This is a genomic window from Nocardioides marmoraquaticus (assembly GCF_054777915.1).
The window spans coordinates 1-12266 of the sequence record NZ_BAAHAA010000042.1 but is presented as its reverse complement, the minus strand read 5'-3'; the positions used below and the strand labels follow the sequence as shown (position 1 = coordinate 12266).

Below are 12266 nucleotides of genomic sequence, written 5' to 3'. Positions count from 1 at the left end.
CCAGGTGGTGCACGCCGCCACCGATGCGGCCCGCGCCGCGCTCGCGCGCACGCCCGAGCAGCTGCCCGTGCTCGCGCAGGCGGGTGTGGTCGACGCCGGCGGTCGCGCGCTCACGCTGCTGCTCGGCACCCTCGAGACGGTGCTCACCGGCTCCGCGCCCGACCCCGGCCTCGCCGCGCGGGTGCCGCAGCCGAAGGCCCACGTCACGTCGCGCGCGGGTGCGGCCGGCGACCTGACGGCGGAGGGGCCGGCGTACGAGGTGATGTACCTCCTCTCCGCCGAGGACGACGCCGTGGCGGTGCTGCGCCAGGAGCTCGCGCCCCTCGGCGACTCGCTCGTCGTGGTGGGCGGCGACGGCCTGTGGAACGTCCACGTACACGTCGACGACGTCGGTGCCGCCGTCGAGGCGGGCGTGCGGGCGGGCCGACCGCACCGCATCCGTGTCACGCACTTCGCCGAGCAGGTGGCCCGGCAGCCGACGCGCACCGGTCGCGGCGTGGTCGCGGTGGCCGCGGGGCCGGGCCTCGCGACGCTGTTCTCCGAGGACCGCGCCGTGGTGCTGCGCGACGGCCGGGTCGTGCGCCCGAGCACCGCGCAGGTGCTCGCCGCGATCGAGGAGACCGGCGCCGCCGAGGTGGTCGTGCTGCCCAACGACCGCGACTCGGTCGCGGTGGCCGAGGCGGCCGCCCACGAGGCGGAGGCCCTCGGGGTGCACGCCGTCGTCGTGCCGACCCGGGCCCAGGTGCAGGGCATCGCCGCGCTCGCCGTGCACGACCCGGGCCGCCCGCTCGACAGCGACGTCGTGCACATGACCGACGCCGCCCGCGGCGCCCGCCACGGGGCGGTCACGCTGGCCGCCAAGGACGCCATCACCATGGCCGGGCCGTGCCGCACCGGCGATGCCCTCGGCGTCGTCGACGGCGACTTCGTGGTCGTCGGCACCGACCTGGAGGAGGTCGCCCAGCAGGTGCTGGCGCGGCTGCTCGGCTCCGGCGGCGAGCTCGTCACGCTCGTGCCGGGCGAGGCGGGTGACGGCCTCGTCGAGGCGTGCTCGACCTGGGTGCGCGAGACCGCGCCCGGCGTCGACGTCGTGGTCCACGAGGGCGGCCAGCCGCGCTACCCGCTGCTGCTGGCCGTCGAGTGAGCGGTCCGGCAGGGGTGCGGTAGACGTGCACGAGGTCGTCCACTGGGACAGCCCGGTCTCGGCCGTGGAGGGCAAGCGGGCCAAGGGCGCCTCCCTGGCCGAGGAGCTGTCGGAGCGCAAGGGCCGCACGCCCGTGCGCACGGTCGGCGACCTGCTGATGACGCTGCCGCGCACGCACGTGCGCAAGGGCTCGCTCAGCGAGCTCGACAGCCTGGCGCCCGGCGACATGGTCTCCTTCGTCGGCCGCATCACCCGCAGTGCGCAGCGCGAGTGGCTCGACAAGCGCACCCGTCGCACCGCCTGGCGCCAGGAGGTCCAGGTCGCCCACGACAGCGGCACCTTCGACCTCGTCTACTTCGACCGCAACCGCGGCACCGCCGCCTTCCGCGCCCGCGAGACCGCGGTCGGTCGCTACGGCCTGTTCAGCGGCAAGCTGCGGTGGTTCCGTGACGGCTGGCAGCTGGCCAACCCCGACTCCCGCATGTTCGGCGAGGAGGGCACCCCCGAGGAGATGCCGCCGCTGATCCCGATCTATCCCGAGAGCGGCAAGGTGACGACCTGGCAGCTCGAGGAGACCATCGCCTTCGCGCTCTCCGTCGTCGACCGGGTGCCCGACGTGCTGCCCGAGGAGGTCCGCGCCGCGGAGGACCTCATCGACACCGAGCAGGCCCTGCGCTGGATCCACCGGCCCGAGACCTACGCCCAGCTCACCAAGGCCCGGGCCCGGCTGACCTACGACGAGGCCTTCGTCGCGCAGACGGTGCTGGCCCGCCGCCGCGCGGTCCTCGCGGAGCGGCGTACGACGCCCCGGCCGCGGGTCGGTGGCGCGCTGCTCGACGACTTCGACGCCCAGCTGCCCTTCACGCTGACCGACGGGCAGCGCGCCGTGGGCGAGGAGCTCGGCGAGGAGCTCGCGCTCGACACCCCGATGCACCGGTTGCTCCAGGGCGAGGTCGGGTCGGGCAAGACGCTGGTGGCGCTGCGGGCGATGCTCCAGGTCGTCGACGCCGGCGGCCAGGCCGCGCTGCTGGCCCCGACCGAGGTGCTGGCGCAGCAGCACGAGCGCTCCCTGCGGCTCGCGCTCGGCGACCTGGCCCGCGGCGGCGAGCTCGGTGCGCCGGGACACGCCACCCGCGTCACGCTGCTGACCGGCTCCGCGACGGCGGCCCAGCGACGCCGCGCCCTGGCCGAGGCGGCCGGCGGCGAGGCCGGCATCGTCGTCGGCACCCACGCGCTGCTCGAGGACCGCGTGCAGTTCGCCGACCTCGGCCTGGTCGTGGTCGACGAGCAGCACCGCTTCGGTGTCGAGCAGCGCTCGGCGCTGTCGTCGAAGGCCGAGCACCCGCCCCACGTGCTCGTCATGACCGCGACGCCGATCCCACGCACGGTCGCGATGACGGTCTTCGGCGACCTCGACACCTCGACGCTCTCCGAGCTGCCCGCCGGTCGCGGCGAGGTGCAGACGACCGTCGTGCCCGTGAAGGCGCGCCCCGAGTGGCTGGAGCGGGCCTGGGAGCGGGTGCGCGAGGAGGTCGTCCGTGGCCGGCAGGCCTACGTCGTGTGCTCGCGCATCACGCCCGACCTCGAGGGCGGTGAGGTCGTGGTCGACCCCGGTGCCGCCGACGGGGGAGAGGAGGAGGTCGCGCTGCACTCGGTCGAGGAGCTCGCGCCCGACCTCGCCGAGGGCGCGCTCAGCGGCCTGCGGTCCGCCGCCCTGCACGGCCGGATGACGCCCGAGGAGAAGGACGCCGTGATGTCGGCCTTCGCCGCCGGCGACGTCGACGTGCTGGTCGCCACCACGGTCATCGAGGTCGGCGTCGACGTGCCCAACGCCTCGGTGATGGTCATCCTCGACGCCGACCGCTTCGGCGTCTCGCAGCTGCACCAGCTGCGCGGCCGCATCGGTCGCGGCGGCCACGACGGGCTGTGCCTGCTGGTCAGCGCCGCCGACCCGGCCGGGCCGTCGATGCCGCGGCTGCTGGCGGTCGCCGGCACCCGCGACGGCTTCGAGCTCTCCCGCGTCGACCTCGAGCTGCGCCGCGAGGGCAACGTGCTGGGAGCGCAGCAGAGCGGTGGTCGCGCCGGCGGGTTCCGGCTGCTGTCGGTGCTGCGCGACGAGGAGGTCATCGTGCGCGCCCGCCAGGCCGCGGTCGACCACCTCGCCGCCGACCCCGACCTCGCCGGCGACCCCGACCTAGCCGCGGCCGTGGCCGAGCTCGAGGAGTCCGAGCGCGCGGCCTTCCTGGACAAGACGTGACCCGCCTGATCGGAGGCACCGCCGGCGGCCGCCGCCTGCGCACCCCGCCCGGTGCGGCCACCCGTCCGACCACCGACCGCGTGCGGGAGGCGCTGTTCTCCTCGCTCGAGTCGAGCCTCGGGGGGCTCGACGGCCTGCGCGTGCTCGACCTGTACGCCGGCTCCGGCGCGCTGGGCCTCGAGGCCCTGTCGCGGGGCGCCGCCCTGCTCACGGCCGTCGAGCACGACCGTCGCACCGCCCGGCTCGTCGAGGCCAACGCCCGCGACGTCGGCCTCGGCCCGGTCGAGGTCCTGGCGCAGCCCGTCGGCCGCGCGCTGGCGGCGCCGCCCCGAGCGGCGTACGACCTGGTGCTGGCCGACCCGCCCTACGACGTGCCCGACGTCGAGCTGGCCCAGGCGCTGGCGCTGCTGGTGGGTCAGGGGTGGGTCGCTCCGGGCGGCACGCTCGTCGTGGAGCGCTCCGCCCGGTCGCCCGAGCCCGCGTGGCCCGACGGCCTGGAGCCGCAGCGCCGCAAGGCGTACGGCGAGACCGCGCTCTGGTACGTTCGCGCCGCCTTGCCGACCCCTCGAGAGGACGACCGCTGATGCGTCGCGCGGTGTGCCCCGGCTCCTTCGACCCCGTGACCAACGGCCACGTCGACATCGTCTCGCGGGCCTCGCGGCTCTTCGACGAGGTCGTCGTCGCGGTCGGCGTCAACGCCTCGAAGTCGCGCAGCCGGCTCTTCAGCGCCGAGGAGCGCATGGAGATGCTGCGCGAGGTGTGCGCGGCGTACGACAACGTCACGGTGGCCGGGTTCGAGGGCCTGCTCACCGACTTCTGCGTCGAGCACGACGTCCAGGCCATCGTCAAGGGGCTGCGGGCGGTCACCGACTTCGACTACGAGCTCCAGATGGCGCAGATGAACTCCTCGCTGACGGAGGTCGACACGGTCTTCGTGCCGTGCAGCCCCGAGTACTCCTTCCTCGCCTCCTCGCTGGTCAAGGAGGTCGCGACCTTCGGCGGCGACGTCTCCGGACTGGTGCCGCCGCTGGTGCTCGAGCGGCTGCGGCGTCGCCTGGCCGAGCGCGCTGCCGAGGACGCCTGAGCGACCTCGTTCCTCGGTCGCCGGGGCACCAAATTGGTGGGGGAGAGGGCTCGCCGGTAGCATCTTGCAGGTTCTGCTGGAACTTCCACGGAGATCTCCCTTGCGCACCCTCGACCCGAGAGCGCCGTTCGTGCTCGACACGCGCGAGCTCGGCCGCCGTCCCGGGACGCAGCGCGAGAAGAGCTTCTCCGAGGAGGCGCCGGCAGGACTCGGCATCGACGTCCTGGGCGTCCCCGAGGGCAGCACGGTCGACATCGACGTGCGCCTCGAGGCGGTCATGGAGGGGGTGCTCGTGACCGGCACGGCCTCGGCCGCGCTGGCCGGCGAGTGCTCGCGGTGCCTGGAGCCGCTCGAGGACCACCTGGTCGTCGACCTCCAGGAGCTGTACGTCTACGACGCCCCCGAGACCAGCGGGGACGACGAGGACGCCGATGTCAGCCGGCTCGAGGACGACCTGCTCGACCTCGAGCCACTGCTGCGGGACGCGGTGGTGCTCGCACTGCCGTACCAGCCGCTGTGCCGGGACGACTGCCCGGGCTTGTGCGCCGAGTGCGGTGCGCGGCTCGCCGACGACCCGGACCACGGCCACGAGGAGCCCGTCGACCCCCGGTGGGCGGCCCTCCAGCAGCTGCAGCACCCGCAGTCCTGAACCACCCAGACCTGATCACCAGCACCACCCGAATCCCAAGGAGCACATCGTGGCTGTCCCGAAGCGGAAGACGTCCCGCAGCAACACGCGGCACCGCCGCTCGGCCTGGAAGACCACCGCGCCGTCGCTGGTCGCCTGCGCCAACCCGGCCTGCGACTCCAAGCACCTCCCGCACCGCGCCTGCCCCGAGTGCGGCCAGTACGGCGCCCGCGGCGCCCGTCGCCAGGTCCTCTGAGACCGACGTCAGAGCTGAACCCCTGAGCTCCGGCGACGCGACGCGCACGGCCACCGGCGTGGACCTCACGTCGGTGCCGTTGCCGTCCCCTGCGCCGGAGCCCGGCCCCGGCCGCGACGACCTGCGCGACGCCCTGGGCGACCCGGAGCTCAAGCCCGAGCTGCTGCAGCTCGCGCTGACCCACCGCTCGTACGCCTACGAGAACGGCAACCTGCCGACCAACGAGCGCCTGGAGTTCCTCGGCGACTCCGTGCTCGGCGTCGTCGTCACCGAGACGCTCTACCTGCGCCACCCCGACCTCTCCGAGGGACGGCTGGCCAAGCTGCGCGCGGCTTGCGTCAACGCCCGCGCGCTCGCCGAGGTCGCCCGCACCATCGGCGTCGGCGAGCACCTCCTGCTCGGCAAGGGCGAGGAGTCGACCGGAGGCCGCCACAAGTCGTCGATCCTCTCCGACACCGTCGAGGCGCTGATCGGGGCGGTCTACCTCTCCGGCGGCTTCGAGGAGGCCACCCGCGTGGTGCACCTGCTCTTCGACCCGATGCTCGAGGCCGCCGCCGCGCTCGGCGCCGGGCTCGACTGGAAGACCAGCCTGCAGGAGCTGTGCGCCGAGCACGAGCTGGGCGTGCCCGAGTACGTCATCGAGGCCGAGGGCCCCGACCACATGAAGACCTTCACCGCCCGGGTCAGGGTGGGCGAGCGGCTGCACGGCCACGGCGTGGGTCGCTCCAAGAAGGAAGCCGAGCAGCAGGCGGCCGAGTCGGCGTACCGCACCCTGCACGAGGAGCACACCGCTCCCGCTGCTGCTGCCGATCCCGGCGACGCCTGAGCCGTGCCGGAGCTGCCCGAGGTGGAGGTCGTCCGCCGCGGCCTCGAGCGTCATGCGCTCGACCGGCAGGTCGAGGCCGTCGAGGTGCTGCACCCGCGGCCCGTGCGCCGCCACCTCGCCGGGCCCGACGACTTCGCGGCCCGGCTGACCGGCACGACCTTCACCGCCGCCCGACGCCGCGGGAAGTTCTGGTGGCTCGCCGCCGACTCCGGCGACGCGCTGCTCGGCCACCTCGGCATGTCCGGGCAGATGCTGGTGCAGCCGCCCGGAGCCCCGGACGAACGTCACCTGCGGGTGCGGTTCACCCTCGCCGGCGGCGGCGAGCTGCGGTTCGTCGACCAGCGCATGTTCGGCGGGCTGCTCGTCTCGACCGGCGGCGCCGACGTGCCCGGCGAGATCGCCCACATCGCCCTCGACCCCCTCGACCCCGCCTTCGACGACGCCGCCTTCGTACGCCGCGTCCGGCGCAGCCGCAGCGGCGTCAAGCGGCTGCTGCTGCACCAGGAGGTCGTCTCCGGCGTCGGCAACATCTACGCCGACGAGGCGCTGTGGCGTGCTCAGGTGCACGGCGAGCGCCCCGGCGACCGGCTCCGGGTCCGCGATGTCCAGGCCGTCCTCGACGGCGCCCGCGAGGTGATGGGGGCCGCCCTCGAGCAGGGCGGCACCTCCTTCGACGCCCTCTACGTCAACGTCAACGGCGAGTCCGGCTACTTCGACCGCTCCCTGCACGCCTACGGCCAGGAGGGGCGCCCGTGCGCCCGCTGTGGCACACCGATCGTCCGGGTCGCGTTCACCAACCGCTCGTCGTTCTTCTGCCCGGTGTGCCAGCCCGCCCCTCGGCGGCGGCGTACGGGCTGAGGGCTGCTCGGCGAGTCCGGCCCTGTGCTCCTCGTGGCGACCGCTTCCTGCACGCCTACGGCCAGGAGGGGCGCCCGTGCGCCCGCTGTGGCACACCGATCGTCCGGGTCGCGTTCACCAACCGCTCGTCGTTCTTCTGCCCGGTGTGCCAGCCCGCCCCTCGGCGGCGGCGTACGGGCTGAGGGCGGCTCGGCGAGTCCGGCCCTGTGCTCCTCGTGGCGACCGCTCCCTGCACGCCTACGGCCAGGAGGGCCGCCCGTGCGCCCGCTGTGGCACCCCGATCGTCCGGGTCGCGTTCACCAACCGCTCGTCGTTCTTCTGCCCGGTCTGTCAGCCCGCCCCTCGGCGGCGGCGTACGGGCTGAGGCGAGACTGTTGCACCTCGTTCTGACTGGATCGGCCCTGATCAAGGCCGATCCAGTCAGAAGTCCCCGGTTGACCGGGGAGTTCACCGGCCCGCTGGTCGGTGGTTCACCGGCCCGCCACCCGCGCGAAGTTGCCGGGGGAGCGGGCTGCGTGAGAACCTTCTAGACGGCCTGGTCGCGCCGATCGGGCCTGGTTCCCACGGAAGGCACGACACCTCATGGCCAAGGCGCTTCTCGGCTACGCGACCGGTACCGACCCCCGCGTGGCACACCGCCTGGCAGGGGAGAACCGCGTGCTGCGGCAGCGCATCGCCGACCTCGAGGAGATGGTGCTGCGGCTGCAGCACGAGAACGACGCGCTCGCGTCGGTCGCCTCCGCCACGGTCGACGAGGCGGTGGCGCGCGACACCTCCCTCGCCCACTCCTGAGCCCCCGGCACGCCCGCGGGCGCGTCGCGGAGCGGCTGCTGCCCGCGCGCCTCGGCGTCCCGTTCCGCTGGCTGGTCGGGTCGTCCTGGACGTCCAACCTCGCTGACGGCATCGCGCTGGCCGCGGGGCCGCTGCTGGTCGCCTCGCAGACCCGCGACCCCGCGCTCGTCTCGCTGGCCGTGGTGCTGCAGCAGCTGCCCGCGCTCGTCTTCGCCCTGCACGCCGGCGTGGTCGCCGACCGCGTCGACCGCCGCCACCTGCTGCTCGCCGCCAACGCCTTCCGCGTCGCGCTGCTGGGCGTGCTGGTCACGGCGATCGCGACCGACCGGGTCTCGATCGGCGTGGTGCTGGTCGCGCTGTTCCTGTTCGGGATCGGCGAGACCTTCGCCGACACCGGCGCCGGCACGCTGCTGCCGATGCTGGTACGACGGCGCGACCTCGGCACAGCGAACGCCCGCATCATGGGCGGCTTGGTGGTGGGCAACCAGATGGTGGGTCCGCCGCTCGGCGCCGCCCTCTTCACGATGGGGGCGGTGTGGCCCTGGGTGGCGCAGGCCGTGCTGCTGTCGCTCGCGGCCCTGCTGGTCACGCGGCTGCGGCTGCCGCCCCGCGAGGGCGCGGCGCGGAGCGGCGTTTCGGTGCGGGCCGACATCCGCGAGGGGCTGTCGTTCGTGCGCCACCACCCGCCGGTGCGGGTGCTGGTCCTGACCATCCTCGCCTTCAACGTCACCTTCGGGGCGGCGTACTCGGTGCTCGTGCTCTACGCCCTGCAGCGCCTCGACCTGGGCGAGGTGGGCTTCGGGCTGATGACGACGGCCTTCGCCGCGGGCGGTCTGCTCGGCACGGCCGTCTTCGGGTGGCTGGAGCGGCGGCTGCCGCTCGGGGTGCTGCTGCGCGCGGGGCTGGTGGTCGAGACGCTCTACCACCTGGTGCTGGCGCTGACGACGGTGCCGGCCGTGGCGTTCGTGACGCAGTTCCTCTTCGGCACCCACGCCTTCGTGTGGGGCACCATCTCGCAGACGGTGCGCCAGCGCGCCGTGCCCCTGGAGATGCAGGGGCGCGTCAACAGCGTCAACCGGCTGTGCTCCAACGGCGGCATCATGGTCGGCGCCCTGGTCGGTGGCGCGATCGCGTCAGCGGGCGGGGTGACGGCGCCGTTCTGGTTCGGCTTCGTCGGCTCGGCGGTGCTGCTCGTGCTGCTGTGGCGGCGGCTGCTCGACGTGGCCCACGCCGACGAGCGGCTGCTCGAGGACGCCGAGCACGCCTAGGCTGACCGACGTGTGGGACGTCCTGGGTCTCCTCGCCGGGGCCGGCGCGCTGGTGTCGGCCGGTGCCCTGCTGACCTACTCCGGCTTCACCATGGTGGCCATCGGCCGCCTCGCCGCCGACGACGGCGTGCACGTGATGCGGCAGGTCAACCTCGCGGCCCCGCGCTCGCCGAGCTTCATGGTCGCGTTGTTCGGCACGGGCGTGCTGGCGGCGGTCGTCGCCGGGCACGACCTGCTCGCCCGCGACGGCGACCTGCTCCGCGTCGCCGGCGCCGCGGCGTACCTCGTGGGGGTGGTCGGCACGACGGTCGTCTTCCACGTGCCCCGCAACACCGCGTTGCAGGTGATGCCCGACGAGCAGGCCCACGACGCCTGGCGCCGCTGGGCGCGGTCGTGGGTGGGCGGCAACCACGTCCGGGTCGTCTCCGGGCTGCTCGCGGGCGGGCTGCTGCTCGCCGGCAGCGTGCGCTGAGGCGGCGTACGGCGAGACTGGTCGGCCTCGTTCTGACTGGATCGGCCTCGATCAAGGCCGATCCAGTCAGAAGTCCCCGGTTCACCGGGGACTTCTCACCAGGCGGCTCCGGAGCGCCTCCCCGGCAGCAGGCGGCGGCGTGGGTAGGGTCCGACGACGCGCGCCCTTCCCCTGCGTGCGGACGCACCTGTGACGCCGACCGTGACCGGGGAGAGCCGTGTACCTCAAGAGCCTCACGCTCAAGGGCTTCAAGTCCTTCGCCTCGGCGACCACGCTCCAGCTCGAGCCGGGCATCACCTGCATCGTCGGCCCCAACGGCTCGGGCAAGTCCAACGTCGTCGACGCCCTCGCCTGGGTGATGGGCGAGCAGGGCGCCAAGTCGCTGCGCGGCGGCAAGATGGAGGACGTCATCTTCGCCGGCACCGCCGGCCGCGCGCCGCTGGGTCGTGCCGAGGTGGCGCTGACGATCGACAACACCGACGGGGCGCTGCCGATCGAGTACTCCGAGGTGACGATCAGCCGCACCATGTTCCGCAACGGCGGGTCCGAGTACGCCATCAACGGCCACTCCTGCCGGCTGCTCGACGTCCAGGAGCTGCTGAGCGACTCGGGCATCGGCCGCGAGATGCACGTCATCGTCGGCCAGGGCCAGCTCGACTCGATCCTGCGCGCGACGCCGGAGGAGCGGCGCGGCTTCATCGAGGAGGCCGCGGGGGTCCTGAAGCACCGCAAGCGCAAGGAGAAGGCGCTGCGCAAGCTCGAGGCGACGGAGGGCAACCTGACCCGCCTCGCCGACCTGCTGACCGAGATCCGCCGCCAGCTCAAGCCGCTGGGTCGCCAGGCCGAGGTCGCGCGGCGGGCGCAGGTGGTGCAGGCCGAGGTGCGCGACGCCCGTGCCCGGTTGCTCGCCGACGACGTCGCGACCGCGCGCGTGCAGCTCGAGCAGGAGCTCGCCGACGAGTCGGCGCTGCAGGCCCGTCGCCTCGAGGTCGAGCAACAGCTGCGGGAGACCCGCGAGCGCGAGACGGGGCTCGAGGAGGCGCTGCGCGGCGACCTGCCCGAGCTGGCGGCCGCGCAGGAGACCTGGTTCGCCCTGTCGGGCCTGCGCGAGCGGCTCCACGGCACGGCGAGCCTCGCCGCGGAGCGCGTCCGCAACGCGACGTCGCTGCCGCCCGTCCCGCAGGGCCGCGACCCCGAGGAGCTCGAGGCCGAGGCCACCCGCACGGCCGAGCGCGAGCAGGCGGCGGTCGACGAGGTCGCCGGGAGCCGTACGACGCTCGACCTCGCCGTGGGCGCCCGCACGGAGGCCGAGCAGGCCGCGGAGGCCGAGCAGCGTCGCGTCGCCGACCTGCTGCGCGCCGTCGCCGACCGCCGCGAGGGCCTCGCGCGGCTCAGTGGCCAGCTGGGCGGCCTGCGCAGCCGCGCGGCGGCCGCCGAGGAGGAGATCGGCCGGCTCGGAGAAGCGCGCGAGCAGGCACTGGCCCGCGCCGAGCGCGCGCAGCGCTCGTTCACCTCGCTCGAGTCGCAGGTGGCGGGCCTCGACGCCGGCGAGCAGGGCCTCGACGCCGAGCACGAGGCGGCCACCGCGGCACTGGAGGACGTCGAGTCGCGCTGGACGAAGCTGGTCGAGGAGCGCAGCCGGCTCGAGCGCGACCGCGCCGGCCTCGAGGCCCGTCGTGAGGCGCTCGAGCTGGGCCTGTCGCGCAAGGACGGCGCCGGCTCGCTGCTGGCCGCGAGCGACGAGGTCAGCGGCCTGCTGGGCTCGGTGACCACCGTGCTGACCGTGCGGGCCGGCTACGAGGCCGCCGTCGCGGCCGCGCTGGGCGCCGCCGCCGACGCCGTCGCGGTGCGCGACCTCGACAGCGCCGAGCAGGCGCTCGACCACCTCAAGCAGGGCGACATGGGTCGCGCCGGGCTGCTCGTCGGCGGGGGAGCGCCCCGGGAGCGTGCCTCCCGGGCACCGGTCGGCACGCTGGTCCACGCCGCGACCTGGGTGCTGGACGTCGTCGAGGTCCCGGCCGACGCCCCCGGTCTCGACGCAGCGCTCGCCGCGCTGCTCGACGGCATCGCGGTGGTCGACGACCTGGCCTCGGCCCGCGCCCTGGTGCGCGACCGGCCCGACGTCACCGCGGTGACCCGTGACGGCGACGTGCTGGGTGCCTACTTCGCCTCGGGCGGCTCCCGTGACGGCCAGAGCCTGCTCGAGGTGCAGGCCGCGGTCGACGAGACCGCCGAGGCCGTCGAGCGCGTGACCCACGAGCTGGAGCGGCTCGGCTTCGACGCCGCAACTTTGGAGCGCGAGCGCGAGGAGGCCGCGCGTCGCGCCGACGTGGCGCTCGCCAGGCTCCACGAGTCCGACGCCACCCTGGCCGCGGTCGCCGAGGAGCTGGGGCAGCACGGCACGCAGGCCCGCAACGCCCGGGCCGAGGCCGAGCGGCTCGCCGAGGCCGTCGCCGCCGCCGAGACCGCTCGCGACCGCGACCTCGCCGGCCTCGCCGACCTCGAGGAGCGCCTGGCCCAGGCCGAGCAGGCCCCCGACGAGGAGCCCGACACCGCCGAGCGCGACCGGCTGGCCGACGCGGCGCGAGCCGCCCGGGCGGCCGAGACCGAGGCCCGGCTGGCCCTGCGCACGTCCGAGGAGCGGGCCCGCGCGCTCCAGGGACGGGCCGGCGGCCTGCGTC

Annotated in this window: 14 protein-coding genes; all 14 read left to right on the top strand. The window is 74.8% G+C overall.

Annotation, left to right across the window (positions count from 1 at the left end; genetic code table 11):
* Positions 1–1144 (top strand): DAK2 domain-containing protein (locus ACYU8I_RS18590; RefSeq protein WP_460843772.1); only part of this gene is annotated, 1144 nt, incomplete at its 5' end.
* Positions 1145–1169: 25 nt separating this feature from the next.
* Positions 1170–3401 carry an ATP-dependent DNA helicase RecG gene (locus ACYU8I_RS18585; protein WP_460843770.1) on the top strand — a complete coding sequence of 744 codons (2232 nt, stop codon included), beginning with the start codon at positions 1170–1172 and terminating at the stop codon, positions 3399–3401.
* On the top strand, positions 3398–3985 hold the full coding sequence (rsmD, locus tag ACYU8I_RS18580) for a 16S rRNA (guanine(966)-N(2))-methyltransferase RsmD (RefSeq protein WP_460843768.1): 588 nt from the start codon (positions 3398–3400) through the stop codon (positions 3983–3985). Before ACYU8I_RS18585 ends, rsmD begins: the two co-directional genes overlap by 4 nt.
* Positions 3985–4485: a pantetheine-phosphate adenylyltransferase gene (coaD, locus tag ACYU8I_RS18575; RefSeq protein WP_460843766.1), complete on the top strand. Its 501-nt coding sequence runs from the start codon at positions 3985–3987 to the stop codon at positions 4483–4485. Before rsmD ends, coaD begins: the two co-directional genes overlap by 1 nt.
* A 100-nt stretch (positions 4486–4585) precedes the next feature.
* The gene (locus tag ACYU8I_RS18570) at positions 4586–5134 is read left to right on the top strand and encodes a YceD family protein (RefSeq protein ID WP_460843764.1); all 549 of its coding nucleotides are present in this window, start codon (positions 4586–4588) and stop codon (positions 5132–5134) included.
* A 49-nt stretch (positions 5135–5183) separates the two neighbouring features.
* Positions 5184–5369: a 50S ribosomal protein L32 gene (gene rpmF, locus ACYU8I_RS18565; RefSeq protein WP_460843762.1), complete on the top strand. Its 186-nt coding sequence runs from the start codon at positions 5184–5186 to the stop codon at positions 5367–5369.
* Between the two features lie 58 nt (positions 5370–5427).
* Complete coding sequence (gene rnc, locus ACYU8I_RS18560) at positions 5428–6195, top strand: ribonuclease III (protein ID WP_460843760.1); 768 nt, start codon at positions 5428–5430, stop codon at positions 6193–6195.
* A 3-nt stretch (positions 6196–6198) separates the two neighbouring features.
* Entirely contained in the window at positions 6199–7053 is an 855-nt protein-coding gene (mutM, locus tag ACYU8I_RS18555; RefSeq protein ID WP_460843758.1) for a bifunctional DNA-formamidopyrimidine glycosylase/DNA-(apurinic or apyrimidinic site) lyase, read from the top strand.
* Entirely contained in the window at positions 6948–7235 is a 288-nt protein-coding gene (locus ACYU8I_RS18550; RefSeq protein ID WP_460843757.1) for a zinc finger domain-containing protein, read from the top strand. The genes mutM and ACYU8I_RS18550 overlap by 106 nt, the downstream gene beginning before the upstream one ends.
* Complete coding sequence (locus ACYU8I_RS18545) at positions 7130–7417, top strand: zinc finger domain-containing protein (RefSeq protein WP_460843754.1); 288 nt, start codon at positions 7130–7132, stop codon at positions 7415–7417. Before ACYU8I_RS18550 ends, ACYU8I_RS18545 begins: the two co-directional genes overlap by 106 nt.
* 263 nt (positions 7418–7680) lie before the next feature.
* On the top strand, positions 7681–7845 hold the full coding sequence (locus ACYU8I_RS18540) for a hypothetical protein (protein WP_460843752.1): 165 nt from the start codon (positions 7681–7683) through the stop codon (positions 7843–7845).
* Positions 7842–9113, top strand: coding sequence for an MFS transporter (locus tag ACYU8I_RS18535; RefSeq protein ID WP_460843775.1), 1272 nt, complete (start codon positions 7842–7844; stop codon positions 9111–9113). The genes ACYU8I_RS18540 and ACYU8I_RS18535 overlap by 4 nt, the downstream gene beginning before the upstream one ends.
* 10 nt (positions 9114–9123) lie before the next feature.
* On the top strand, positions 9124–9585 hold the full coding sequence (locus tag ACYU8I_RS18530) for an anthrone oxygenase family protein (protein WP_460843750.1): 462 nt from the start codon (positions 9124–9126) through the stop codon (positions 9583–9585).
* A gap of 217 nt (positions 9586–9802) precedes the next feature.
* The coding region (gene smc, locus ACYU8I_RS18525) for a chromosome segregation protein SMC (protein ID WP_460843748.1) at positions 9803–12266 on the top strand (2464 nt) is incomplete at its 3' end.

Excerpts from the sequence above, each read along its gene's own strand:
- coaD (WP_460843766.1), top strand. The coding sequence starts at position 3,985 with ATGCGTCGCGCGGTGTGCCCCGGCTCCTTCGACCCCGTGACCAACGGC.